This window comes from Streptomyces sp. WZ-12 (assembly GCF_028898845.1).
Taxonomy (GTDB): domain Bacteria; phylum Actinomycetota; class Actinomycetes; order Streptomycetales; family Streptomycetaceae; genus Streptomyces.
On sequence record NZ_CP118574.1, the window covers coordinates 4,750,469 to 4,773,436 of the forward strand.

Sequence of the window (22,968 nt, forward strand, 5' to 3'; positions counted from 1 at the left end):
GCGTGGAATCCCCGAGGAAGGGCTGCGCCGTGATCCTGCTGTTGTCGACCTCCGACACCGATCTGCTCAGCGCCCGCGCGGCCACGGGTCCCGTGCCGTTCCGGCTCGCCAACCCCGCCCGCCTCGACGTCGCCGAGCTCCCCGGGCTCCTGGAGGGCACCGACCTCGTCGTGGTCCGCCTGCTCGGCGGCATCCGCGCCTGGGAGGACGGCCTGGACGTGCTGCTGGCCGCGGACCAGCACCGCCCGGTCGTCGTCCTCACCGGCGAACAGGCCCCCGACGCCCAGTTGATGGCGGCGTCCACGGTCCCGGTCGGCATCGCGGCCGAGGCGCACGCCTACCTCGCGCACGGCGGCCCGGCCAACCTCGACCAACTGGCCCGGTTCCTCAGCGACACCGTGCTGCTCACCGGCCACGGCTTCGAGCCGCCCGCGGCCGCGCCGTCCTGGGGCCCGCTGGAGCGCCCCGCCTCGGAGGCGACCGGCCCGACGGTGGCCGTGCTCTACTACCGCGCCCACCACATGAGCGGCAACACCCGCTTCGTCCACGACCTCTGCGACCGGATCGAGCGGGCCGGCAGCCGCCCGATGCCGCTCTTCGTCGCCTCGTTGCGCGCCCCCGAGCCGGAGTTGATCGAGGAGCTGCGCGCGGCCGACGCCATCGTCACCACCGTCCTGGCGGCCGGCGGCACCAAGCCCGCCGAGGCGTCCGCGGGCGGCGACGACGAGTCCTGGGACGCCGGCGCGCTGGCCGGCCTGGACGTGCCGATCCTCCAGGCGCTCTGCCTGACCGGGTCGCGGGCCGACTGGGAGGCGAACGACGAGGGGCTCTCGCCGCTCGACGCCGCCTCGCAGATCGCCGTGCCCGAGTTCGACGGGCGGCTGATCACCGTGCCGTTCTCGTTCAAGGAGATCGACGAGGACGGCCTCCCGGTCTACGTCGCCGACCCCGAACGGGCCGCCCGGGTCGCCGGGATCGCCGTCCGGCACGCCCGGTTGCGGCACATCCCGGCCGCCGAGAAGCGGCTGGCGCTGGTGCTGTCGGCGTACCCCACCAAGCACTCCCGGATCGGCAACGCGGTCGGCCTGGACACCCCGGCCAGCGCCGTCGAGCTGCTGCGCCGCCTCCGGGCCGAGGGCTACGACTTCGGCACCGAGCCGGTGCCCGGCCTGGCGTCCGGCGACGGCGACGAGTTGATCTACGCCCTCATCGAGGCCGGCGGCCACGACCAGGAGTGGCTGACCGAGGAGCAGTTGGCCCGCAACCCGGTCCGGATACCGGCCGCCGACTACCGCCGCTGGTACGCCACGCTGCCGCGGGAGCTCCGCGACTCCGTGGAGGAGCACTGGGGCCCGCCGCCCGGCGAGATGTTCGTCGACCGCAGCCGGAACCCCGAGGGCGACATCGTGCTGGCCGCCCTGCGCCGCGGCAACCTGCTGATCCTCATCCAGCCGCCGCGCGGCTTCGGCGAGAACCCGATCGCGATCTACCACGACCCCGATCTCCCGCCCTCCCACCACTACTTGGCGGCCTACCGCTGGATCGCCACGCCCGCCGCCGACGGTGGCTTCGGTGCCGACGCCATGGTCCACCTCGGCAAGCACGGCAACCTGGAGTGGCTGCCCGGCAAGAACGCCGGCCTGTCCGCCGCCTGCGGCCCGGACGCGGCCCTCGGCGACCTGCCGCTGATCTACCCGTTCCTGGTCAACGACCCGGGCGAGGGCACCCAGGCCAAGCGCCGGGTGCACGCCACCCTCGTCGACCACCTCGTCCCGCCGATGGCCCGCGCCGACTCCTACGGCGACATCGCGCGCCTGGAGCAACTGCTCGACGAGTACGCCGCGATCTCCTCGATGGACCCGGCCAAGCTGCCCGCCATCCGCGCGCAGATCTGGACCCTGATCCAGGCCGCCAAGCTGGACCACGACCTCGGCCTGGAAGAGCGCCCGGAGGACGACGGGTTCGACGACTTCCTGCTGCACGTCGACGGCTGGCTCTGCGAGGTCAAGGACGCGCAGATCCGCGACGGCCTGCACGTGCTGGGCGCCGCCCCGGCCGGCGCGGCCCGGGTCAACCTCGTCCTGGCCATCCTGCGCGCCCGGCAGATCTGGGGCGGCACCTCCGCGCTGCCCGGGCTCCGCGAGGCGCTCGGGCTGGACGAGTCGGCCGCCACCCGCACCGCGGCCGACGACGCCGAGGCCGTCGCCCGCGGCCTCGTCCAGGCCATGGAGGACGCCGACTGGGACCCGGCTGCGGTCTCCCGGGTCGCCGAGGGCCACCCGGAGGCGGTCGCCGCGATCCTCGACTTCGCCACCCGGGAGGTCGTCCCGCGGCTGTCCGCCACCACCGCCGAACTCGACCACGCGGTGCACGCGTTGAACGGTGGCTTCGTCCCGGCCGGCCCGTCCGGCTCGCCGCTGCGCGGCCTGGTCAACGTCCTGCCGACCGGCCGCAACTTCTACTCCGTCGACCCCAAGGCCGTGCCGTCGCGGCTCGCCTGGGAGACCGGACAGGCGCTCGCCGACTCGCTGTTGGCCCGCTACCGCGACGACAACGGCGACTGGCCGCAGTCGGTGGGCCTGTCCCTGTGGGGCACCAGCGCGATGCGCACCTCCGGCGACGACGTCGCCGAGGCGCTGGCGCTGCTCGGCGTCCGGCCCGTGTGGGACGACGCCTCGCGCCGGGTCACCGGCCTGGAGGCGATCCCGCTCGACGAGCTCGACCGTCCCCGCATCGATGTCACCCTCCGCATCAGCGGCTTCTTCCGCGACGCGTTCCCGCACGTCATCGGCCTGCTCGACGACGCGGTGCGGCTCGTCGCCTCTCTCGACGAGCCCGCCGAGGGCAACTTCGTCCGGGCCCACGCCCAGGCGGACCTCGCGGCGCACGGGGACGAACGCCGCGCCACCACCCGGATCTTCGGCTCCCGCCCCGGCACCTACGGTGCGGGCCTGCTCCAGCTCATCGACTCCCGCGACTGGCGCACCGACGCCGACCTCGCCGAGGTCTACACCGTCTGGGGCGGCTACGCCTACGGGCGCGGGCTGGAGGGCCGCCCGGCCCGGGAGGAGATGGAGACCGCCTACAAGCGCATCGCGGTGGCCGCCAAGAACACCGACACCCGCGAGCACGACATCGCCGACTCCGACGACTACTTCCAGTACCACGGCGGGATGGTCGCCACCGTCAAGGCACTCAAGGGCAAGGCCCCCGAGGCGTACATCGGCGACTCGACCCGCCCGGAGACGGTCCGCACCCGGACGCTGGTGGAGGAGACCTCCCGGGTCTTCCGCGCCCGGGTCGTCAACCCCCGTTGGATCGAGGCGATGCGCCGCCACGGCTACAAGGGCGCCTTCGAACTCGCCGCCACCGTGGACTACTTGTTCGGCTACGACGCCACCACCGGCGTCGTCGCCGACTGGATGTACGACAAGCTGGCCCAGACCTACGTCCTGGACCCGGAGAACCGCGCCTTCCTCCAGGAGGCCAACCCCTGGGCGCTGCACGGCATCGCCGAGCGCCTGCTGGAGGCTGAGTCCCGCGGCATGTGGGAGAAGCCGGACGCGGAGACGCTGGCGGCGCTGCGGGAAGCCTTCCTGGAGACCGAGGGCGAGCTGGAGGGCGAGGACTAACGGTCCCGCACGGAGCGACGGGGCGGTGTTTCACGTGAAACACCGCCCCGCGCACGCCACATGAGCGCGGCCGCTCCTCAACTCTCCTTGCCACTGGAGCCGTTCGGCGAGGGCCGGCCTCAGCTTCCCGCGGTCCGGGCGCGGAGCTCCCCGTTGTCGGTGGTCAGATCGAGCTGGTACGGCCCGGCCGGGTCGTCGTGGACGCCGATCCGCTTGGCGCCGTTGTCGGTCCGCGCGGACACCCGGTAGTGGGCGTCCGGCACGGTGACCGTGAGCGCGCCGTTGGACGTCTGGGCCCGGACGTTCTGCGGGGCGGTCGTGGTGAGGTCGATCTCGCCGTCGGTGGTCCTGGCCTCAACGCCCTTGCCCGCCAGGCCCTTTCCGGTGATCGCGCCGTTGCTGGTGCGCACGTTCACCGGCCCGGACACCCCGTCCAGGTCGATCTCCCCGTTGCTGGTGGTCACCCGCACCGCGGCCACCGTGGACAGGCTCAGCGAGCCGTTGGAGGTCCCGCCGGTCACCGGGACGGTGCCGGGCAGATCGACGGTGTAGTCCACCGAGCAACCGTCGCCGCAGCCGCCGAGCACCAGCGTCCCGTCCTCGACCCTGTGCGTGGGCCCCTGCGGCTTGTCGCCCCGGTAGGTGACCTTGCGGTGCACGCTGACGGTGTCCCCGCCCTTGCCGCCGTGCAGCGTCACGCCGCCGTTGCCGGTGTCCACCCGCACCGACGTGATCTTCTGCGACAGCGTGGCGTCGTCGGAGAAGGTCTCGCCGGCCACCAGGCTGCACGCGCCGAGGGCCAGTACCCCGGCCCCGGCCAGCGCCGCCGTCCCGATGAAGCGGACGCTCCTGCGCATGAAATCCCCCCGGAATCCGTTCCGTTCATGGCTCCGGGTGTGCCCGTCGCCCCGTGTCCCGAGCTCGGGTGGGCGGCGTGCCGGCCGCCGCTCCGGGCTGGATGACGACGACTCTAGGCAGCCCGTGGCCCGCCCGACCATGGGGCTATCCCCCGCAACGGGACGGGTGCAGGCTTCCGGGTGCGGCCCCTGGGCGCCGGTGCGACGCTGAAGTGGTCGGGACTGTTCCCCTGCGGTAGGAGGAGGCTTCCGGTGACCGGCACGGGTGAGCGTAGGAAGACGTGGAACGCCGAGATCAGCATCGTCGAGGCCGGCACCGAGGTGCGGGCCGAGGTCCGGCTGCGCGGCAAGGAGGGCGGGCAGATCATCGGCGAGGGAACCGCCAAGTGCAATCCGGCCGACGAGAACGTCCCCGCCATCGGGGACGAGTTGTCGGTGGCGCGGGCGCTGTCGGACCTCAGCCATCAGCTCCTCAGCCGCGCCGCGCGTCAGCTCTCGATCGAGGAGATGTCCGGGCCGACCGTCAGCGTCACGGCCCCCGGCGTCGCCTGCGCCGACTCCACCGCCTTGACGCCCGGCAGTCGCGCGGCGAGCACCTCGGCCTGGGCCTTGAGGGCCGGCGGGTAGCTGATGGTGGTCTTGTCGGTGGCCTTGCCGTTGTCGGTGAAGACGACGGTGAAGCCGAGTTGGCGCAGCTTCTGCGCGCCCACCCCGGCGAGGCCGGTTTTCTGGGTGCCGTTGAGCACCCGCACCCGGACCGAGCGCGCGGTGATCGGGTTCTTGGCGGCCTCCGCGAACTTCTGCTTCCCCTCGGCGCCGACCTCCCGGTCGTGGGCGAGGTCGCCGAACAACTCGCTGGCCTGCGGGTATTGCCAGATGACGTTGGCCTTGTCGGTGGGCACGTCCGCCTCGCGCGGGTAGGTCGGCACGGTGAGGAAGGTGAGGCGGTCGGAGGGGACGTCCTTGACCGTGGCGGCGAGGTCGTAGAGCGGCTTGATGCCGGCCAGGTCCTGGTCGGTGGTGAGGGACTTGGTCGCCGAGTCCAGGAAGCCGTAGAGGTCGGTCGGACTGGTCAGCTTGGACTGCGCCTTGGCCGCGAGCGCCTTCATGAACTCCTGCTGGCGGCCGATCCGTCCGAGGTCGGAGCCGTCGCCGACGCTGTAGCGGGTGCGGACGTAGCCGAGCGCCTTCTCGTCCTTGATGGTCTGGCAGCCGGCCTCCAGGTCGAGGTGGGCCTTCTTGTCGTGGATGGCCTGCTTGGGGCAGACCTCGATGCCGCCCAGCGCGTTGACCATGCCCTTGAAGCCCTGGAAGTCGACCGAGACGAAGTGGTCGATGCGCAACCCGGTGTTCTTCTCGACGGTCTTGATGCTGCACGCCGCTGCCTTGCGGACGTCGCCGCTGAGCCCGCCGATCGAGAACGCCTCGTTGATCTTGAAGTGGTGCGGCGTGGACTTCCCGCCGTCGCCCTTGTCGCACTCCGGGATCCGCACCCAGGAGTCGCGCGGGAAGGACACCGCGGTGGCCCACTTATGGTTCGCCGCGATGTGCAGCACCATCAGGGTGTCCGACTGCATGGTGGTCAGGCCGCTGCCGTACTTGTCGCCGGTGCCGGCCCGGCTGTCGGAGCCGACGACCAGGATGTTCTTGGAGCCGGGGCTGAGGTTGACCGGCCGGTCGTTGCCCAGTTCGCTGTTCACGTCCGCGCCGTGGATGTTGCCGTTGAGGTGCTGGTACACCCATGCACCGGCCCCGACGGTGCCCAACAGGATGACGCCGAGCACCCCGCCGACCCAGGCGACGATCCGGCCGCGCCGGGTCATCCTGGCCTTCCCGGCCTTGCGGGAGCCGCCGGCCCGCCGCCCGGGGCCCGACCGCCGGCGCTCGGCGCGGCCGCCCTCCGCCGCGGCCCGGTCGCCCCGGTTGCCGTTGCCCCGCCGGGCCGCCTGCTTGTGCGTCTGCCTGTCATGCACGCCGATGGTCCTTCTGGAACTGGTCTTGCTGGGTGGAGGGGAACGCGGAGGCGGGGGAGGGCGCGCCACCGGATGCCGGGAACGGCGAGAGCGGCGGGCGCAGCGGGCCGTGGGGCGGCGGCCCGCACCGGTTTCTCAGATGCCCTCGGTGGGCAACAGCCGGACGGATTCCGGGTCGTAGCGGAGCCACTTCGGATTGCTGCCGCCGGGCACGGTGCGCAGCAGACACCAGGTGTCGCCCGCGTCGTCCGTCCACCATGCGCTGATTCGGCCCAACTCCCAGGCACCGTCGGGATATTGGACCTCGACCGGCTGATAGACCCATCGCACCTCCGCCTCTGGAGGCGGGCTTTCCCAGGTCAGGGGTCCGCACCTCGTCGCCATCTCCCCCTCCGGCAGCGCCCGTTGCGCATGTCAGCCGCAACCCTACCGGCAACTTTTACAACGCTGTAGAAGTTGGTTGGTGTGCTACGGATCACAGATTGCGTCCGCGGCATGGCGACCTGGAGAGCCCGGGATCAGTGTGCACTCACCACGGCGTTGCCGCCTTCAGAACGAGGAACAGAGCTACCGCGGCGTTCAACGAGGAGAGCGCGGAGGCCGCGGTGCCGGCCGCCGCGACCAGCGCGGCCAGCCCCGCCGGTGTCAGCGCCGGCGGCCAGGTGCGGGCCGACGGCACCGGCCCGAGCAGCGCCGCCACCCGCCGCGGCACCGGCCCCGGTTCGGGCGACGCGAACTGCGTCACCAACGGATACGGCGCGGGCCGCGAGAGCAACGCGGCCTTCCCCACCGCCCGTGCGGTCAGCCGCCGGTTGCCGACCGTCCGTGCCGCCTCCTCGTCCGCCCACCGCTCGGCGCTGAAGGCGACCGCCGAACGCAGCGGCAGCAGCAGCGGGTTGACGCAGCCGGCCAGTCGGACGGCGAGCAGCGAACGGTGGTGACGGCAGTGCAGATGCGCCTGCTCATGGGCGAACAGGGCCCGTCGCTCGTCGTCGTCCAGGTTGTGCAACATCCCCTGGGAGACCGCGATCCGGCCGGGCCGGGCCGGCCGCCCCGGCCGCGCGGGCGTACCGGGCACGGCATAGGCGTAGGGCTCGTCGTCCGGCAGCACCACCGGATCGACGCCGGCCGGCAGGACGGCCAGCGCGCGGTGCGCCCGCTCCCGGATCCGGCGGTCCCGGCGCAGCGCGCCGCCGCCCACCACCAACGCCCCGGTCAGCGCGAAGATCGCCGCGACGCCGGCCACCTCGGCGTACGGGACGGCGGCCCGCACCTCCGGGTCCGACCAGCCGTCCGGCAGTGGATTACCGGGCAGTTGGGCGGTGCCGACGACCACCAGCAGCGCCAGGCAGAGCGTGCTGCACAGGCCGAGGACCGCGGCCAGCAGGGTCAACAGCCGGGTGGTGACCCGGGGATGGAGGTGCTGCTCCGCGAGCCGGGCGATCGGCAGTGCGGTGAGCGGCAGGACCAGCGGCAGGAAGACGAAGACGCCCACCTCCTCACCCCCCGCGTGCTTCGCCCGGGCCGCGGCCCGGGGTGCCGTCGTCGTCCTCGGCGCGGGCCAGGAGGCTGCGCAGCACGTCCTCGTCGTGCGCCGAGAGCGCCGAGACGAAGCTGGTCAGCACGGCGTCCCGGTCCGGTTCGCCGTCCAGGACGCGGCGCATCCGCAGCGCGGCGAGCCCGGCCTCGTCGGCCGCGGGGGTCCAGGCGTAGGCCCGGCCGGTGCGTTCGCGGGTGACCGCGCCCTTGGCGTGCAGCCGGGACAGGATCGTCATCACGGTGGTGTAGGCGAGGTCGCCGCCCAGCCGCTCCTGTACCCAGGCGGCGGTGGTCGGCCCGGGCGCGTGGTGCAGCGCGGCCAGCACCTGGGCCTCCAACTGGCCCTGTCCGCGCCGGGCCCGCTCCCGCCCGTTGCCGCCGAGGGCCTTGCCGAAGGGGGTGGTGCCCATGTCGTCGCCTCCCGTCGCACCGGGCGTCCCGCGGGCTGGGACGCCGGGGCAGTTTACGGCGGTGGCCGCCGCGACCCGGAGGGCTTTTCCGGGTGCACCCCGATGGCGCCGCGCCCCGCCACCAACTTCTACAGTCCTGTAGTTTTTCCGCCACGTCCTAGTTCACCGCCGGGGACCGCCAACGGCAACCGGCACCGGCCATCACCTGGAGGGAAGCATGGGAGTCTCGCTCGCCAAGGGCGGCAACGTCTCGCTGTCGAAGGAGGCGCCCGGCCTGACCGCGATCTCGGTCGGCCTCGGCTGGGACGTGCGGACGACCACCGGCGCCGACTACGACCTCGACGCCAGCGCGCTGCTGTGCACCGACGCCGGCAAGGTCGCCTCCGACCAGCACTTCGTCTTCTACAACAACCTCACCAGCCCGGACGGTTCGGTCCAGCACACCGGCGACAACCTCACCGGTGAGGGCGAGGGCGACGACGAGACCCTCAACGTCACGCTGAGCGGGGTGCCGGCCGAGATCACCAAGATCGTGTTCCCGGTCTCCATCCACGACGCCGCCGGCCGCGGCCAGAACTTCGGCCAGGTGCGCAACGCCTACATCCGCGTCGTCAACCAGGCCGGCGGCGCCGAACTCGCCCGCTACGACCTGACCGAGGACGCCTCGACCGAGACCGCGATGGTCTTCGGCGAGCTCTACCGGCACGGCGCGGAGTGGAAGTTCCGCGCCGTGGGCCAGGGTTACGCCTCCGGGCTGGCGGGCATCGCCGCGGACTACGGCGTCAACGTCTGACGCGCGGGGCGGCACAACGGGCGGGGCGGGGCCACGAAGGCCCCCGCCCCGCCCGCGCTTTCAGAGGTCGAACTCGGTCGGGGGGATGCCCAGCGCGAAGCACACCTCGCGCACCACGGCGCGCTCGCTGGGGTCGAAGTCCCCGTCCGCGCCGCCGATGACGACGCCGATCTGGAGCACCGCCCGCGCCTCCACCGGCTTCTTCTTCACCTTCCCTATCTCCTGCATCAGCGCGACCTTGCCGAAGTCGAAGTCGGCGGCCAGCTTGTCCAGGCAGCCCTCGAAGCGGACCCGGAGGTCCTCGGCCGGGAAGTTCTGGAGCACCTCGTTGGTGGCGATCAACTGCGCCACCCGCCGCCGCTCGGACGGGTCGACGACCCCGTCGGCGGCGGCCACCAGCGCGCACATCGCCATGCTCGCGTCGCGGAAGGCCCCGCTCTTGAGGTCGTTCTTCTTGGCGACGAGCTGGCTCTGCATCGTCGTCGCGGACTCCTTGATGCGGTCCCACAGCGCCATCTGGATCTCCTCGGCTGGTCGTGCGGCGAGCATGCGGAGGGCGAGCCCTGGGCATGCTTCAGGCATGCGTTTGGTCATGCGTAAGTAAAATCTACTGCCCCGTAGAAGGTGCGCTGATGCCACCCCCCGTCGGCATAGCCGGCTTTGGCGCGATACGTTCCCACTGCGCGGAGTACGGTGGAAAAACCACCGGAAGGCGAAGGATTCTCACAAATGCCCGCGGTGTCGGCTTAGGGGGCACCCGGGAGTATGCGGGTGAACGCCATGCAGACCTTCTTGAGCGTGATCGTGCTGCTGGCCCTGGTGGCGATGGGCGTGCTGTTCATCGTCCGGGTCAACGGCCAGACGGCCGGCCGCCCTGCACCGCACCGGTACGCGCATCTGAAGGAGTCGTTCGGGCAGCGGCGGCACAAGCGCGCGCACGACGCCCGCCCGGAGGCGCGCACGACGGGTCCGGCCCCGCCCACCCGGGAGCCGGACGACGACCGGTGACCCCCGCCGCCGGCGCCGCCCGCCCGTCGCCCGCCCCTCCCCGAGCTCCCGCCTCCGTTCGAGCAGGGCAGGCCCCACATCCCTCAACGACGGGCTCAGCCTGGCCCCTTCCGTTGTCGACGGCCGCGACCGCAGCGGTCGTCGCCCGTCGCGTCAGGAGCGCCACATGACCACCGCCCCCGAGGGCCGCTCCCCGCACCCCCGCCCCGCGCAGCACCACGCACCACCCCCGGTCGCCCGCCTGGCCATCGCGCCGCACGCCGAGGTGGCCCGACGGATCGACGGGGTGTGGTGGCCGCACTCCACCGACCTGCTCGCCGAACTCCCCGAGCTGCTGGCCGCGTTGCCCTTCGAGTGGCCCCGGATCACCCACGCCACGGTCAACGGCAGCGGCTGGTCCGCGCTGCCAGGCCACATCCTGGTCGCCGGCCATGTCGTCCGCCTGCGCCACACCACCAACCGCCCGGGACCGGACACCCTCTGCCTGGTCGCCGCCGGCGACGGCCGCTGGGACCTGCTGCTCCTTGCGCCCGCGACGCCCGAAGCCGCGGCGGTCCGGACGATGGCGGAGATGGCGCAGCCGCCGCGGAGCGCCTGGCGGCCGCCCGCGCCCGCCTGACGCCCGGTCACCGCCCGCCCACGCCTACCCGTTGGTCATCGGCATACCCCCGGAACCCGATGCGCGCATCCGCCGGGCCCGCCCCAACCCATCCGCAACGCCGCGGAACGAGCCGTCCACCGCCTCCCGGCCCGCCTTCGGCCTGCGGTTTTGCGGGGGCGACTACTGCGGACGAGTGGTGTTCATCAGAAGAACGCCGATCCGGGGGCGTCGGTCCGTGAATCCTCCCATTGCGTACTCATCATAAGAAAACGCAACAGAAGGAACGCGTGGATCCCTCCCAGGGATCCCGACCGAAAGCGAGGGACCATGGCTGCGACCAAGGTCATGAAGTTCTGGGCGGTGTGCCTTGCGGTGCTCGGCAAACTGCTCGCATCACTGGGTGTCTCCGCCGCCGCCTCCGCGGCCCGCCGCGAGGCCGCCGTCCACCAGCGCACCCTGGGCACCACCGCCCCCGACCCGGCTCGCCCCGAGGTGGCGGTGGGACCCGAACCAGACCACGAACCACGGCCGTTGATGCCTGCCGACGAATCCGTCAGGCCGTTCGTGCCCGCCGCGCGCACCGCGCCCTGGCACGGTCAGGACGGTCTGGTCCGCCGCAGGTTCCCGTTGCCGACGCTGCCGCCGACCATCAAGCAGCGGATCCGCGCCGAGGCACACGGCTCCTCCCCCACCGCGCGCCGCAGCCGCGCCATCGGCGGCCAGCCGCTGTCCACCGCGCCGTGCACCGGCGCCGCCCCGGCCACCCCGGTCATTCCGGCGGCCCGCCGCCGTGCGCACACCACCGCCGGTGCCGCCTGAGCCGCGTCCGCGCCTGCGCGGACGCGAAGTCACGGTGCGGAGCGCACGAGTTGGCCACCGGCAGTCCCATGTCACCTGGTGGGAACCGCACGTGGTGGGCAGCGGGAAGCACGACCCTTGCACGAGCGGCATGATGAGCGGGATCGATCGGCGGCACAGCGCGCGGGACAGTGGCGCGCAGCACGGCACACGGCACCACGGACAGCAGTGACTGTCAGCAGTGACTCCCAGCAGTACCCACAGACTTTGATGTGACGTTGCGTTCGACGTCGGCGGGCACGCGCTAGCCGCGGTTTCACGTGAAACCGCGTGTGGCGGGCGGCCGTTCAGCCTCCGGAACCGGGCATCGGTCCCGGCGCCAGGCCCAACTGGGCGCGGAGTGCGCGGGTGTCGGTCTTTCCGTTCGCGGTGAGCGGGAAGTCGTCGACGACATGGACCGCGTTGGGTTGTTCGTACTCCGCCAGGTGCGGGGCGAGCCGCCGGCGCCAGAGGAGCGGGGCCTCGCCCTCGGGGTCCGCGACGACGAAATGCAGCGCACTGCCCCGGCGTTGGTCGGGGACGGCCAGCACCTTGACCGGCCGACCGCAGGTCTCGGCGCGGCGCTCCAGGCTCTCGGGGTAGAGCGTGAAGCCCAGCCGGTGGACCGCCTGGTGGCGGCCCACGACCCGCACGATGCCGTCGGTGTCGACGCTGCCGAGATCGGCCGTCGGATACCAGGCGTCCCGGTCGACGGGCGCGAGCGAGCCGTCCTCCTGGAGGTAACCCGCCATCAGACCGGGGGAGAGCGCCTCGATGGCGCCGAGTTCGCCGGGATCGGCGACCGTGCCGTCGGGACGCATGACGCGCAGCCGCACGCCGGGCAGTGGACGCCCGCAGCCGTGCGGCACTTCGGGCGTTGCCAGCGCGACATTGCCGAGTTCGGTCAGGCCGTAGCCGTCGAGGAGCGGGCGGCCCAGCGTCGCGTGGAACGACTCGGCGAGCGGGGCGGGGAGCGGGGCGCCGCCGACGCCCCAGACGCGGACCCGTCCGAGCGCGGCGCGCGCCTCGGGGCGGCGGCGCACCACGCCGAGCAGCGAGTGGTAGGTGGACGGGGCGGCGTCGACGGCAGTGGCGCCGTGCGCCGCGGCCTGGCCGACGGCCGCGTCCAGCCGCTGGTAGGGGGTAACCAGCAGGGTGCAGCGGGACAGCCACCACAGCAGGATGACGGAGAGCCCGTACTGGTGCGAGAAGGGCAGCAGCGGGGCCATCACGTCGTCCGGGCGGTAGCCCAACGCCTCTATGGTGCGCAGCGAGTTGTCCAGCACGGCGGCGCCGGGCTTGACCACGCCCTTGGGGCGCCCGGTGGTGCCCGAGGACCACAGGACCAGCGCGTCGTCGCGGTGGAACCAGGTGCTCAGGTCGACGGCGTCGTCGGGGTGCGGCGGGGCGTCGGCGGCGGGGCGGGGGTAGGGGAGGACGCGGTGGGCCGGGAAGTCGGGGAGGGCCGCCGCAGGGTCGGCGGTGACCTGCCACCGGGCGCGGGACTGGCGGGCGGCCGCGGCGGCGTCCGGCTTGGGCAGCCGGTGGTCCAGCGGGACCAGGGAGGTGTCCAGGTGCATCAGGGCCAGCAGCGTCACGACGTAGTCGACGCTGTTGTCGCCCTGGACCAGGACCCGGTCGCCGGGGCGGACGCCGAGGATCCTCAAGGCGCGGGCGGCGGCGTGGATCCGGTGGTCGAGGGCCGGGCCGCCGAGGCGGGCGGTGCCGTCGGCGGGGGCCGCGGCGCCGTCGAGCAGGTGGGCCGCGGCGATCGGCGGGGCGGGCGCGATGGTGTCGGTCATGGGTGCTCCGATCCCGTGGGGTCGAGGGGGCGCCGGGCCGGTTCCGGTGCGGCGGGGCCCAGCAGCGACGCGGTGGTGGTGGCCACCCAGGTGCCGTCGGGGGCGTGGAAGGCGGACTCCACCGTGAGCAGCGGGCGGCCGGCGAGGGTGCCGGCGGCGGCGATCCGGACGGTGGCCCGCAGGGTCTCCCCGGCGTGGACGGGGCGGGCCAGGCGCACCGACTGCTCTCGGTGCACCGCACCCTCGGGTGTGAACCCGGGCTGCCGGGCGAGGAGTTGGTCCTCCGCCCCGGCGGCCAGGACGGCGAGGTAGGTGGGCGGCGCGATCACGTCGGGGTGGCCGAGCGCTCGGGCGGCGGCCGGGTCGGTGTGCGCGGGGTGCGGGGTGCCGCCGAGCGCCGCGGCGTAGGCGGCGAGGTGGTTCCGGTCGAGGGTGTGGGTGCGGGTCACGGCGGGCGCCGGGCCCACCGGTTCCTCGGGCATCGGGTCTCAGGCGCCGATCGCGTGGTGGCCGCCGTCGGCGTGCACGATCTCGCCGGTGGTGGCGGGCAGCCAGTCCGAGAGCAGCGCCAGGCAGGTGCGGGCGACCGGTTCGGCGTCCTTGGGGTCCCAGCCGAGCGGGGCGCGGGCGGCCCACTCCTCCTCGAACGACGGGCCGTCCCCGCCGATGCCGTTGGCGGCCAGGGTGCGCAGCGGCCCCGCGGCGACCAGGTTGGCCCGGACGCCGTGGCCGCCGAGCTCGCGCGCCAGGTAGCGGGTGCACGCCTCAAGTCCCGCCTTGGCGACGCCCATCCAGTCGTATCCGGGCCAGGCGCGGGAGGCGTCGAAGTCCAGGCCGACGACGGCGGAGCCGGGGCGCAGCAGCGGGCGGCAGGCGCGGGCCAGCGCCACCAGGGAGTAGGTGGAGGTGTGCAGGGCGCCGGCGACGTCGTTCCAGGGGGCGGTCAGGAAGCCGCCGTCGAGGCAGGAGGGGGGCGCCTGGGCGACGGAGTGCAGGACGCCGTCGAGGCCGTCGAGGTGGGCGCCGACCCGGTCGGCGAGGCCGTCCAACTGTTCCTGGTCGGTCACGTCCAGTTCCACGACGGGGGGCTCGACCGGCAGGCGCCGGGCGAGCCGGGCGACCAGGGTGGGCCGGCCGTATGCGGTCAACACGATCCGGGCGCCCTGTTGTTGGGCGAGCCGGGCCACGGCGTAGGCGATCGAGCGCTCCGTGATCACCCCGGTGATCAGCAGTCGCTTCCCGTCGAGCAGCCCACTCATCGCTCCTCCGTCTGACTCATCCTGACTCGCTTCCGACCATGGAGTCACCGAGCGTCGCCGGATCCGGCGGGCAAATCTAGCGCCATGACTGCATTCTGAGAGGTAGTCAGGGAACTCGTTGACATCGCATCCGACCTCCAGTTGACTACAACAGTCAAGTTTAGTCAATCAGTTGACTGGGCGTTTGTGACCGTGCCGGTCCGTCCGTTGCCCGGATCGGCCGCCCGCCCTCGCCCGCAGCGGAGCCGCAGTGGAGAAAGGGACCGCCATGACGAGAGAAGCGATCGTCGGCCAGCTCGCCGAGATCCTGAACGAGGTGGCCGGCGTGGTGCCGGCCGAGGTGACCGAGGAGAAGTCCCTGGTCGAGGAGCTCGATGTGGACTCCCTGGCGATGGCCGAGGTCATCGTCATCGCCGAGGAGCGCTTCGGGATCGAACTGCCCGAGGAGGAGATGACCGATCTGCACACCGTGCTGGACCTGGTGATCCGCGTCGAGAAGCGGCTGGCCTCCTGAGTCGGAACGCCGGCCGGCGTGCTCCGGACGGGCCGGACCGCCCGGCCGGAGCGCACCGTCGCGGCGGGGCGGCGCGGGCGTCGCGTCGCCGCCGGGCGCGGCCGATCGCGGACCGCGGAAACGGTGCCGCGCGATAGCGCGACACATTTTGGCGAAAACTAGTAATGCCGGTCAGTAAACCAAAGTCGATGTCTTGTCGTCGCTTGTTGACTCAGGCATAGCCCAGGGTTACCTTGAGGATCTCCGGAGGGTAATTAAGAGACGACTCAATGCACTGCTTTCCCGGGCGTGACCTGTCCGGAGAAAGGAGCCATGGTGCGAGGGGACCTATGCGGGGGGACGAGTCTTTCTGTGACGCGCATACGCTCAACCAGGCCGCCGGAGCCGGCAACACCCCTTGCGGAGAGGGGCGTTGGGGGCCGGTGCGTTCCGCCGAATTAGCCGACGGCCGGCTGCACATCTGCTCGGCGGAAACCAGGGATATTCGGCGCCCGGACGGTTTACTGGATTTCCTGGCCACATTGCTGCACTGCCCGGCGGACGGTATTTCCCTGACCCGTGACGACTTCGGGCGCCCGGTGTCCGCCCGGCCGCCCGCGGACACCGACTGGCCCCCGGACGCCGGGCTCTTCCTGGCCGTCGGCGACGACCCGGACCACCGCCTGGTGGTCCTGGCCCGCGACCTCCCGGTGGCGCTCAGCGTCCACCCCGTCCCCCGCGGCCCGCTCGGTGAACTGCTGCTCCCCTTCACCCCGTTGGAGCGCGAGAGCCTGCGCCGGGCTCCGGCCGCGGACCGGGCCCGGCAGTTGACCCGGCTCTGGGTCCGCAAGGAGGCGGTGTTGCGGCTGGCCGGGCGGGGCGGGCTGGCCGCGGTCGACGAGATCGACGCGCTCAGCGGGGCCGGGGCCGACGACGGCACCGTGCGGTTGCCGCCCGCCCTGACGGACGCCGGCGGGGCCCTGGGCCCGGTCGTGCACGTCCGGGACCTGCCGGTCGGCCCGGGATGGGTGGCCTGCGCGGCGACCCCCGCCCCGGCACGCGGCGTACGGCTCTGGGGCGCCAACGCCTCTGGTGGGGCGGCCACTTGACGGCCGCCCGCCGGCCGCGGCCCGCTACGGCATGACCACCGCGTGCGGGTCCGGGCCCCCGGTGTCCCGGGTGCCGGCGCTCAGTTCACGCCAGGTCTCCAGGGCCAACCGGAAGGCGCCGGCCCGCTCGTACCCCGCGGCGGCGGCCTTGAAGGACTCCTCGGCGTCCCCGGGGCGCTTGCCGGCGCGGTGCGCGCGGGCCACGTAGAGCAGGCAGCGGGCGCGGTCCAACGGGGAGAGCTCGGCGGCCGCGGGGTCGATCGCGGCGGCGTGCTCGACCGCGGCCGCGGCATCGCCGTGCCGCAGCGCGCCGCCCGTCTCCAGCACGGCCAGCCACGTCCGCGTCGAGGGGGTGTCCACCAGTGCCGCGGCCTGGCGGGCGCGCGCCAGGAGGGCGTCCGCGTCGGCCGGGGAGCCGGCGGCGAGCGTCAACAGCGTCCGGGCGCGGGCCAGTCGGAGCCGCAGGCGCACCCCGTCCGTCGACGCGATCAGGGCCTCGGCCTCGGCCAGGAGCTCCAGCGCGCCGGTGGCGTCACCGGTCAGGTACTGCGCGCCGGCCGCCGCCCACAGGGCGCTGGCCCGCAACTCGCCCGCGGGCAGCGGCCCGACCTCCGCGCGCAGCTGTGCCCCGAGCTCGTCGGCGCGGCTCCACTCGCCGCTGTCGACGGACGCGGAGAGCAGTGCCACCTGGGCCTGGGCCCGCTCCGGACGGCCGGCCGCCAGCCCGTCGGTGACCCGCACGGCGTCCTCGGCGGAGCGGACCGCGTCCGACAGTCGGCCGGCGGCGCGCAGGAGTTGGGCGAGCTCTATGGCGACCCGGGCGTGCAACACGGGCGCGGCGCGGGTCACCGGGTCGTCGAGCAGCCGGCGCAGCGCGGCCTCGTGGTGGGCGGGGTCGTCGAGCCGGCCGAGGACGGTGGCCAGTTCCCAGCGCGCCTCCCAGCGGACCTCGTCGTGGTCGGTTCCCTCGGCCTGGGCGACCACGGCCTCCAGCTGGCGCCGGGCGTCGGGCCAGTCGCCGGCCAACTGGCTGGCGCGGGCGGCCACCAACTGGCCGACCAGGCCGAGGCGTTGGGCGAGCCGGTCGGCGGGACGGTCGGTGGTGCTGAGCGCGTCGACGGTGGTGCCCAGCCGCTCCGCGATGGAGCGGGCGATCTTGGCGCCGGGGATGCGGCGGCCGTTCTCGACCAGCGAGACATAGCTGGGGGAGAGGTCGTCCCCGGCGAGGTCCCCTTGGGACAGGCCCTGAGCGCGCCGGACCTCCCGCACTCGCTTCCCGAAGGCAGGCTGCTCAATCGTCAACGGAATCGCTCGCAGTTGGGTCGGTGGGACGGACAGTGACGGGGTGCGGACGCCCGGTGGGAGGGTCGGACTCCGCGGTGACGCTGAGTGTACTCACCGGCCCCTTGCGCGCGGGCGGCCTGTGGACAACCGCACGCGGTCGAGGTATGGGGCCCGCACCGTCGGTGCGAGTCATTTTTTGTCACGATCAGCGTACGGTAGTCATCCTGGTCGCTGGGCGTACGGCCGCGATGCGGGGGCTCTTTGTCGGCATTGCGAGCCGATCGGCTGTCATGGCTGACTGTTGAATGCTATGACTCTACTTGACAATAAATGACAATTGGCTGACGCTGACCCTCCATGGACTACGCCCCGAGGAGGGACATATGAGCTCCGCTCCCGCATCGCCGACCGTGGCCGCCGAGTCGGAGGAGGAGAGCGGCACCCCGGGCCGCAGCGAGCACCGGACCGCGGCGGCATTACGCCGGGTCCGGGACTTCCTGGCCGAGGAGGGCGGAGCGGTCCACGAGGTGCTGTGCGAGATCTCCACCCACCGCGCCGCGCGCTACGAGATCGAATCCACCATCGCCACCCTCGACGGGGCGCTGGACGAGGTGGCCGCGCACCGGCCCGGCCGGGTCCCCCGACTCGCCGCGTTCATGCCGTCCAACGTCATCCTCTACTCCTACGCCCTCTACCTCCTGGTCCCCGCGCTCTATACGGACGCGTTGGTCTTCCGCCCGGCCAGCCGGGTCAAGGACCAGATGCGCCGGCTGCACGAACTGCTCGCCGAGCGGCACGACCTGCCGATCACCCTCAGCGGCGCCAGCCAGCGGGAGTTCCTCGGGGAGGAGGTGCGCTCCGCGGACGTCGTGGTGTTCACCGGCGCCTACCGCAACGCCGAGCAGATCCGTGCCCAACTCTCCCCCGAGCAACTGCTGCTCTTCCTCGGCTCGGGCGTCAACCCGTTCGTCGTCGCCCCCGGGGCGGACGTCGAGCAGGCCGCCCGTGATGCCATCGAGATCCGGACGCTCAACACGGGCCAGGACTGCCTGGGCCCGGACCTGTTCGCGGTCCACCACTCCCTCCTGGACGGCTTCCTCGACGCGCTGGTCGCGGAGTTGAAGGGGCTGCGGTACGGCCCGTACACCGACCCGGACGCCGACTTCGGGCCGATCTTCTACGACGGGGCGCTGGAGGAGGCCGCGCAGTTCCTGGCCCGCAACCGGGAGGGCATCGTGCACGGCGGGCACGTGGACTTCCGCGCCCGGCGGCTGGACCCGACCGTCGTCGTCGGCGAGGACCTCAGCCCGCGCACCCACGTGCCGGAGTTCTTCGCCCCGATCTTCAACGTCGCCGCCTGGCACGACGAGGAGGCCCTGGCCGCCACCCTGACCACCGGCATGTTCACCGAACGCGCCCTGGGCTCCAGCGTCTACGGCGCCGCGCCGGCCCTGGTCGAGGCGCTGCGCCGGCGCACCACGGTCACCCTCGACACCACCCTGCTCTCCATCGACGACGGCAACGCACCGTTCGGCGGCTACGGCCGGATGGCCAACTACGTCTTCGACGGCCACGAGGTGCGTGCCGAACCGGTCCTGGTCTCCAAGGCCGTCGCCGCCCACCGCCCGGGGGCCGCCCGATGACCGCACAGACCTACCCGACGGCCTGGGCGGCGGTCGCCGACTACCTCCACCACCTGGGCACCCGCGCGGTGTTCGGGCTACCGGGCGACGACATGGCCCTCCTCGGCGAACTGGAGCGCACCGACACCCGCGTCGTCCTCTGCCGTGACCAGCGCAACGCGGTCTTCATGGCAACCGGGCACGCACTCGCCGCGGGCCGCCCCGGGGTGTGCGTGGTCGGCAAGGGTCCGGCGCTGACCAACGCCCTCACCGGCGTCCTGGAGGCGCGCTCGGCCGCCGTCCCGCTGATCCTGATCGCCGACGGCACCCGGCTCGACCACCTCGGTACCGGCGCGTTCCAGGAGCTGGACCAACTCACCGCGATCCGCCCGTACGTGAAGTGGGCGGCCCGCGCGGACACCCCGGAGCGGCTGCCCGCCCTGTTGGAGACGGCCGCGGCGCGCGCCGTCAACGGGACGCCGGGGCCCGTCTACCTGGAGCTGGCCGAGCAGGTGGTGGACGCCGCCGTGCCGCGGAGCGGGCGGTGGCGGTCGGCCGCGCCGCAGCGCCCGGGGCCCGATCCGGACGCGCTGGACGCCACCGCCCGCCGGATCGCCGCGGCCCGCCGGCCGCTGCTGCTGGTCGGCGGCGGCGCCCGGCACCGCAACGCCGACGGCCGGATCGAGCGCCTGGCCGAACGGCTCGGCGCGGGCCTCTTCACCACCGCCTCGGGCCGCGGCACGGTCGCCGAGGACCACCCGCTGTACTGCGGCGTCAGCGGCCTGTACGCGGTCCCGCCGGCCGACGCGCTCTGGCGGGAGGCGGACCTGGTCATCGCGCTCGGCAGCCGCCTGGAGGAGACCGCGACGTTCGGCTGGCCGGACGGAGCGGAGGAACAACTTCCGGTCGTCCAGGCCGTATTGGGTGAGGACGGCCTCGCGCTGGAGAGGCCCGGCGACCACGTCCTCGGGGACGCCGCCCGGATCGTGGCCGGCTGGACCGAACTGCTCGCCGACCACCGGGCGGACGACGCCTGGGCGGACCGGGTGCGCGCGGTGCGCGCCGCCCTGGGGGAGCGGGCCGCGGACCGGGCCGAACGGGCGGCGAAGGCCGCGCCGGCGGGCACCGTCCCGGTGGCCGCGGTGCTGTCCTCCCTGGACCGCGCGGTCCCCGCCGGCCGGGTGCTCGTCCAGGAGAACGGCCTCCAGGACATGTGGTCGTACTACTTCCCCCACTGGACGCTCGGCGCCGCCGGCGGGTCCCTGGTGCCCAGCGAGCAGACGCCGCTGGGCTTCGGGGCGGCCGCCGCGGCCGGCGCCCGGCTGGCCCTGCCGGCCGACCGCCCGGTGGTGGCGCTCGCCGGCGACGGCGCCTTCCACCTCTTCCGGTCCGAGCTGCCCTCCCTGGCGGACGCCGGCGTCGCGGTGCTCTACGTGGTGCTCGACAACGGCGGTTACGGCTGGCTCCAGGCCAACCTCGACCGGGTCTCCGGCACCGGCTCGCGCTTCGCCTTCACCGCCTCCCGCCCCACCGGGACCGAGGGGCTGGCGGCCGCCTACGGGATGGGCCACCGACGGGTGACCGAGGCCGGCGAGCTGGACGCCGCGCTGGCGGCCGCCTGGCGGGAGGTCGCCTCCGGCACCACGTCGGTGGTCGAGGTGGCGGTCGCGCTCTCCGACACCCCGCCGGGGATGGCCGGCGCGGCCGGCGACTTCCCCGAGCGGGAGGGCGTCGACGGCGGTTGAGCCGGCCGGACACCCCTGCGGGCGGGCGCTCTTGCGAGTGCCCGCCCGTTGTCGTGTAGGCCCGGCGGGGGCCGCCCCAACGACGGTCCCCGCCGGACCCGTTGAGGTGCGTACCCCGGCCCGCCGGTCACGGGGGAATACCGGGTGGGGCCGGGGCACGGCTTCTTCGTACGGAGGAGGGCCACGCCGTGGCGTGTGGGGGCTGCCGCGCCCCGTACGGGTCCGGGTCAGGTCTTGGTGGTGAACTTGGCCAGCGCCAGGGGGGCGGTGACCGCGGTCAGGGCGAGCGACCACAGCAGCGTCCAGGTCACCGGGCCGGCCACCGGGCCCGTGCCCAGGGCCAGCCCGCGGGCCGCGTCGGCGATGTGGGTCAGGGGGTTGACGCGGGTGACGGCCTGGAGCCAGTCGGGCATCGTCGCCGGCGACACGAAGATCGAGGAGGCGAACTGAAGCGGCGTCAGGACCAGCACCGACAGCCCCTGGATGGCCTGCGCGCTGCGCAGCGTCAGCCCCAGCAGCATGAAGACCCAGATCAGGGAGGTGCCGAACACGGTGGTCAGGCCGATCGCGGCGAGCACCCCGGGGCCGTGGCCGACGACGTCGAAGCCGAGCACCGCGGCGACGGCCAGCAGGACCGCGAGGGCGAGGAGCATCCGCCCGGTCTCCACCACCACCTTGGCGATCAGCACCGAGGAGCGCGCCACCGGCATCGACCGGAAGCGGTCCATCAGGCCGGTGCGGAAGTCGTCGTTGACGCCGGTGCCGACGGCCATCGCGACGGTCATCCCGAGGATCACCATCAGGCCGGGCATCAGGAACGCGGTGTACTGCCGGCGGGACCCACCGGCGCCGAGCACCCCGCCGAAGACGAAGACGAAGAGCAGCGTCAGCACGATCGGCATCAGCAGCGCGTCGATCATCGACTCCGGGTTCTGCCGGATGTGGAGGAGGCTGCGGCGGGCCAGCGCGCCGATGTGTCGCAGGTGGGAGCGGAGCGGCAGGCGGCGCTCGTCCTCGGACGGGACGGGTGGCGCCGGGTGCGGCAACACCTCGGACGTGGCCATGGGTTCTTCTCCCTACTCCTTCGCCGTGAGCGGCGTGTGGTGCCACTGCGGTCAGGACCGGCGCTCGTCCAACCACTTCTGCCAGTACGTGCGGCGGTCGCTGCTGGGGTGGGCGAGCACGATGTCGCCGAGGACCGCCGAGCCGGTGACGCGGACGACCGGGGTCGCGGACTCCGGGCCGGAGGGCGGCCGGGTCAGGTCGCGCAGGTCGCCGAAGACCTTGCTGCACGCCAACTCGACCCGCACCCCCTCGGGGAGGAGGAGGTGCACATCGCCCACGATCGCACGGGCCGTGATGGTCACCCCGCCGTCCGGCGGGGCCGGGGAGGCGCACAGGTCGAGGTTGAGGTCGCCGAAGACGGCGGTGGCCTCGATGCCCTGGTCCAGGGCCGGGCTGTTGGCCGTGAGGTCGCCGAACAGGGCCTTGAAGACGCGCTGTTGGGAACCGCTGCCGGCGGCCGGCGGGGGCGCAGCCGTCGGCAGGTCGCGGCCGACGGTGGCCAACTCCTCGCGGGTGCGGGCCAGATAGGCCGCCTCGTACCGCTCGGCCAGCTCCTCCAGGGTGAGCCGGCCCTCCGCGGTGGCCTCCCGCAGGCGCTCGATCATCTCCTCGCGCTCGGCGTCCGAGGCGAGCACCGCACCGGGCTTCGACGCGTCCGAAACGGACCCTAATTCCTTGTGCAGATCCGGGCGTTGGGGTTGCGTCATCGGGTGTGCCTCCGCTGGTCGGGCGGTAGTGGTGCGGTCCGGGGTGCCCCCCTTGTGTGCCCTATCCGACCACGTCACGCGGGGTGCGGGCATCGGCGTCCGGTACTACATCGAAAGGTGCAGTCAACCCTCCGGGCGCCGTTCTTCGTCCTACCAGCCGCCCGGTTTTACGGGTGCCGGTGGTGCGCTCTCGGCCCCGTGTCTTAAAGCTCCGGGCACCAACGAAATGTCC

General features: G+C 73.4%; 21 protein-coding genes and 1 pseudogene. 10 read left to right on the forward strand and 12 right to left on the reverse strand.

What is annotated here, in order from left to right; genetic code table 11:
- Window positions 1-29 precede the first annotated feature (29 nt).
- Window positions 30-3,632, forward strand: a complete 3,603-nt coding sequence (cobN, locus tag PV796_RS20460) for a cobaltochelatase subunit CobN (RefSeq protein WP_274919145.1) — start codon at window positions 30-32, stop codon at window positions 3,630-3,632.
- A 119-nt stretch (window positions 3,633-3,751) separates the two neighbouring features.
- Here cobN and PV796_RS20465 read toward each other — a convergent pair whose 3' ends face one another.
- The gene (locus PV796_RS20465; RefSeq protein WP_274914748.1) at window positions 3,752-4,489 is read right to left on the reverse strand and encodes a DUF4097 family beta strand repeat-containing protein; all 738 of its coding nucleotides are present in this window, start codon (window positions 4,487-4,489) and stop codon (window positions 3,752-3,754) included.
- 321 nt (window positions 4,490-4,810) lie between these two features.
- Here PV796_RS20465 and PV796_RS42075 point away from each other — a divergent pair.
- Window positions 4,811-4,927 (forward strand): annotated as a pseudogene (locus PV796_RS42075) (dsRBD fold-containing protein); the annotation flags it as partial.
- Between the two features lie 50 nt (window positions 4,928-4,977).
- Here PV796_RS42075 and PV796_RS20475 read toward each other — a convergent pair.
- The 4 genes from PV796_RS20475 to PV796_RS20490 all read right to left on the reverse strand — a co-directional run bounded on the left by PV796_RS20475 (window position 4,978) and on the right by PV796_RS20490 (window position 8,411).
- Window positions 4,978-6,312 (reverse strand): LCP family protein, encoded by a 1,335-nt coding sequence (locus tag PV796_RS20475; protein ID WP_274919146.1) that lies wholly within the window; start codon window positions 6,310-6,312, stop codon window positions 4,978-4,980.
- Between the two features lie 285 nt (window positions 6,313-6,597).
- Window positions 6,598-6,792 (reverse strand): hypothetical protein, encoded by a 195-nt coding sequence (locus PV796_RS20480; protein ID WP_274914749.1) that lies wholly within the window; start codon window positions 6,790-6,792, stop codon window positions 6,598-6,600.
- Window positions 6,793-6,991: 199 nt separating this feature from the next.
- A complete protein-coding gene (locus PV796_RS20485) occupies window positions 6,992-7,957 on the reverse strand; it encodes a M56 family metallopeptidase (protein WP_274914750.1) in 966 nt (321 codons plus the stop codon).
- A gap of 4 nt (window positions 7,958-7,961) precedes the next feature.
- Window positions 7,962-8,411 carry a BlaI/MecI/CopY family transcriptional regulator gene (locus tag PV796_RS20490; protein ID WP_274914751.1) on the reverse strand — a complete coding sequence of 150 codons (450 nt, stop codon included), beginning with the start codon at window positions 8,409-8,411 and terminating at the stop codon, window positions 7,962-7,964.
- Between the two features lie 217 nt (window positions 8,412-8,628).
- On the opposite strand from PV796_RS20490, the gene PV796_RS20495 reads away from it, so the two are divergent.
- Window positions 8,629-9,204 carry a TerD family protein gene (locus PV796_RS20495; protein ID WP_274914752.1) on the forward strand — a complete coding sequence of 192 codons (576 nt, stop codon included), beginning with the start codon at window positions 8,629-8,631 and terminating at the stop codon, window positions 9,202-9,204.
- A 60-nt stretch (window positions 9,205-9,264) separates the two neighbouring features.
- On the opposite strand, the gene PV796_RS20500 is transcribed toward PV796_RS20495, so the two are convergent.
- Window positions 9,265-9,720, reverse strand: coding sequence for a tellurite resistance TerB family protein (locus PV796_RS20500; protein ID WP_274919147.1), 456 nt, complete (start codon window positions 9,718-9,720; stop codon window positions 9,265-9,267).
- A 249-nt stretch (window positions 9,721-9,969) separates the two neighbouring features.
- Here PV796_RS20500 and PV796_RS20505 point away from each other — a divergent pair, with 249 nt between their 5' ends.
- The 3 genes from PV796_RS20505 (at window position 9,970) to PV796_RS20515 (ending at window position 11,632) form a co-directional block, all read left to right on the forward strand.
- Window positions 9,970-10,212: a hypothetical protein gene (locus tag PV796_RS20505; protein ID WP_274914754.1), complete on the forward strand. Its 243-nt coding sequence runs from the start codon at window positions 9,970-9,972 to the stop codon at window positions 10,210-10,212.
- Between the two features lie 166 nt (window positions 10,213-10,378).
- Window positions 10,379-10,831, forward strand: coding sequence for a DUF5994 family protein (locus PV796_RS20510; protein ID WP_274914756.1), 453 nt, complete (start codon window positions 10,379-10,381; stop codon window positions 10,829-10,831).
- Between the two features lie 309 nt (window positions 10,832-11,140).
- Window positions 11,141-11,632 carry a DUF6344 domain-containing protein gene (locus tag PV796_RS20515; protein WP_274914757.1) on the forward strand — a complete coding sequence of 164 codons (492 nt, stop codon included), beginning with the start codon at window positions 11,141-11,143 and terminating at the stop codon, window positions 11,630-11,632.
- Window positions 11,633-11,958: 326 nt separating this feature from the next.
- Here the strand turns inward: PV796_RS20515 and PV796_RS20520 are convergent, their stop codons facing one another.
- Genes PV796_RS20520 through fabI form a run of 3 tightly spaced genes read right to left on the reverse strand, consistent with a single transcriptional unit; the run spans window position 11,959 to window position 14,711 of the window.
- Window positions 11,959-13,452 (reverse strand): class I adenylate-forming enzyme family protein, encoded by a 1,494-nt coding sequence (locus tag PV796_RS20520; protein WP_274914758.1) that lies wholly within the window; start codon window positions 13,450-13,452, stop codon window positions 11,959-11,961.
- A complete protein-coding gene (locus PV796_RS20525; protein ID WP_274914759.1) occupies window positions 13,449-13,934 on the reverse strand; it encodes a MaoC family dehydratase in 486 nt (161 codons plus the stop codon). The genes PV796_RS20520 and PV796_RS20525 overlap by 4 nt, the downstream gene beginning before the upstream one ends.
- A gap of 6 nt (window positions 13,935-13,940) precedes the next feature.
- Window positions 13,941-14,711 carry an enoyl-ACP reductase FabI gene (gene fabI / locus PV796_RS20530; protein WP_274914760.1) on the reverse strand — a complete coding sequence of 257 codons (771 nt, stop codon included), beginning with the start codon at window positions 14,709-14,711 and terminating at the stop codon, window positions 13,941-13,943.
- Window positions 14,712-14,979: 268 nt separating this feature from the next.
- On the opposite strand from fabI, the gene PV796_RS20535 reads away from it, so the two are divergent.
- Together PV796_RS20535 and PV796_RS20540 are read left to right on the forward strand one after the other, a co-directional pair.
- On the forward strand, window positions 14,980-15,225 hold the full coding sequence (locus tag PV796_RS20535) for an acyl carrier protein (protein WP_274914761.1): 246 nt from the start codon (window positions 14,980-14,982) through the stop codon (window positions 15,223-15,225).
- A gap of 422 nt (window positions 15,226-15,647) precedes the next feature.
- Entirely contained in the window at window positions 15,648-16,313 is a 666-nt protein-coding gene (locus PV796_RS20540; protein ID WP_274914762.1) for a 4'-phosphopantetheinyl transferase superfamily protein, read from the forward strand.
- 24 nt (window positions 16,314-16,337) lie between these two features.
- On the opposite strand, the gene PV796_RS20545 is transcribed toward PV796_RS20540, so the two are convergent.
- Window positions 16,338-17,615 (reverse strand): helix-turn-helix domain-containing protein, encoded by a 1,278-nt coding sequence (locus PV796_RS20545; RefSeq protein ID WP_274914764.1) that lies wholly within the window; start codon window positions 17,613-17,615, stop codon window positions 16,338-16,340.
- Between the two features lie 365 nt (window positions 17,616-17,980).
- Between PV796_RS20545 and PV796_RS20550 the strand changes: the two genes are divergently transcribed.
- Window positions 17,981-19,240 (forward strand): aldehyde dehydrogenase family protein, encoded by a 1,260-nt coding sequence (locus tag PV796_RS20550; protein ID WP_274914765.1) that lies wholly within the window; start codon window positions 17,981-17,983, stop codon window positions 19,238-19,240.
- Window positions 19,237-20,964 (forward strand): thiamine pyrophosphate-binding protein, encoded by a 1,728-nt coding sequence (locus PV796_RS20555; protein ID WP_274914766.1) that lies wholly within the window; start codon window positions 19,237-19,239, stop codon window positions 20,962-20,964. The genes PV796_RS20550 and PV796_RS20555 overlap by 4 nt, the downstream gene beginning before the upstream one ends.
- A gap of 227 nt (window positions 20,965-21,191) precedes the next feature.
- Here PV796_RS20555 and PV796_RS20560 read toward each other — a convergent pair whose 3' ends face one another.
- Entirely contained in the window at window positions 21,192-22,028 is an 837-nt protein-coding gene (locus tag PV796_RS20560) for an ABC transporter permease (RefSeq protein WP_274914767.1), read from the reverse strand.
- Between the two features lie 51 nt (window positions 22,029-22,079).
- A complete protein-coding gene (locus PV796_RS20565; RefSeq protein WP_274914768.1) occupies window positions 22,080-22,736 on the reverse strand; it encodes a DUF1707 SHOCT-like domain-containing protein in 657 nt (218 codons plus the stop codon).
- Window positions 22,737-22,968: the final 232 nt, after the last annotated feature.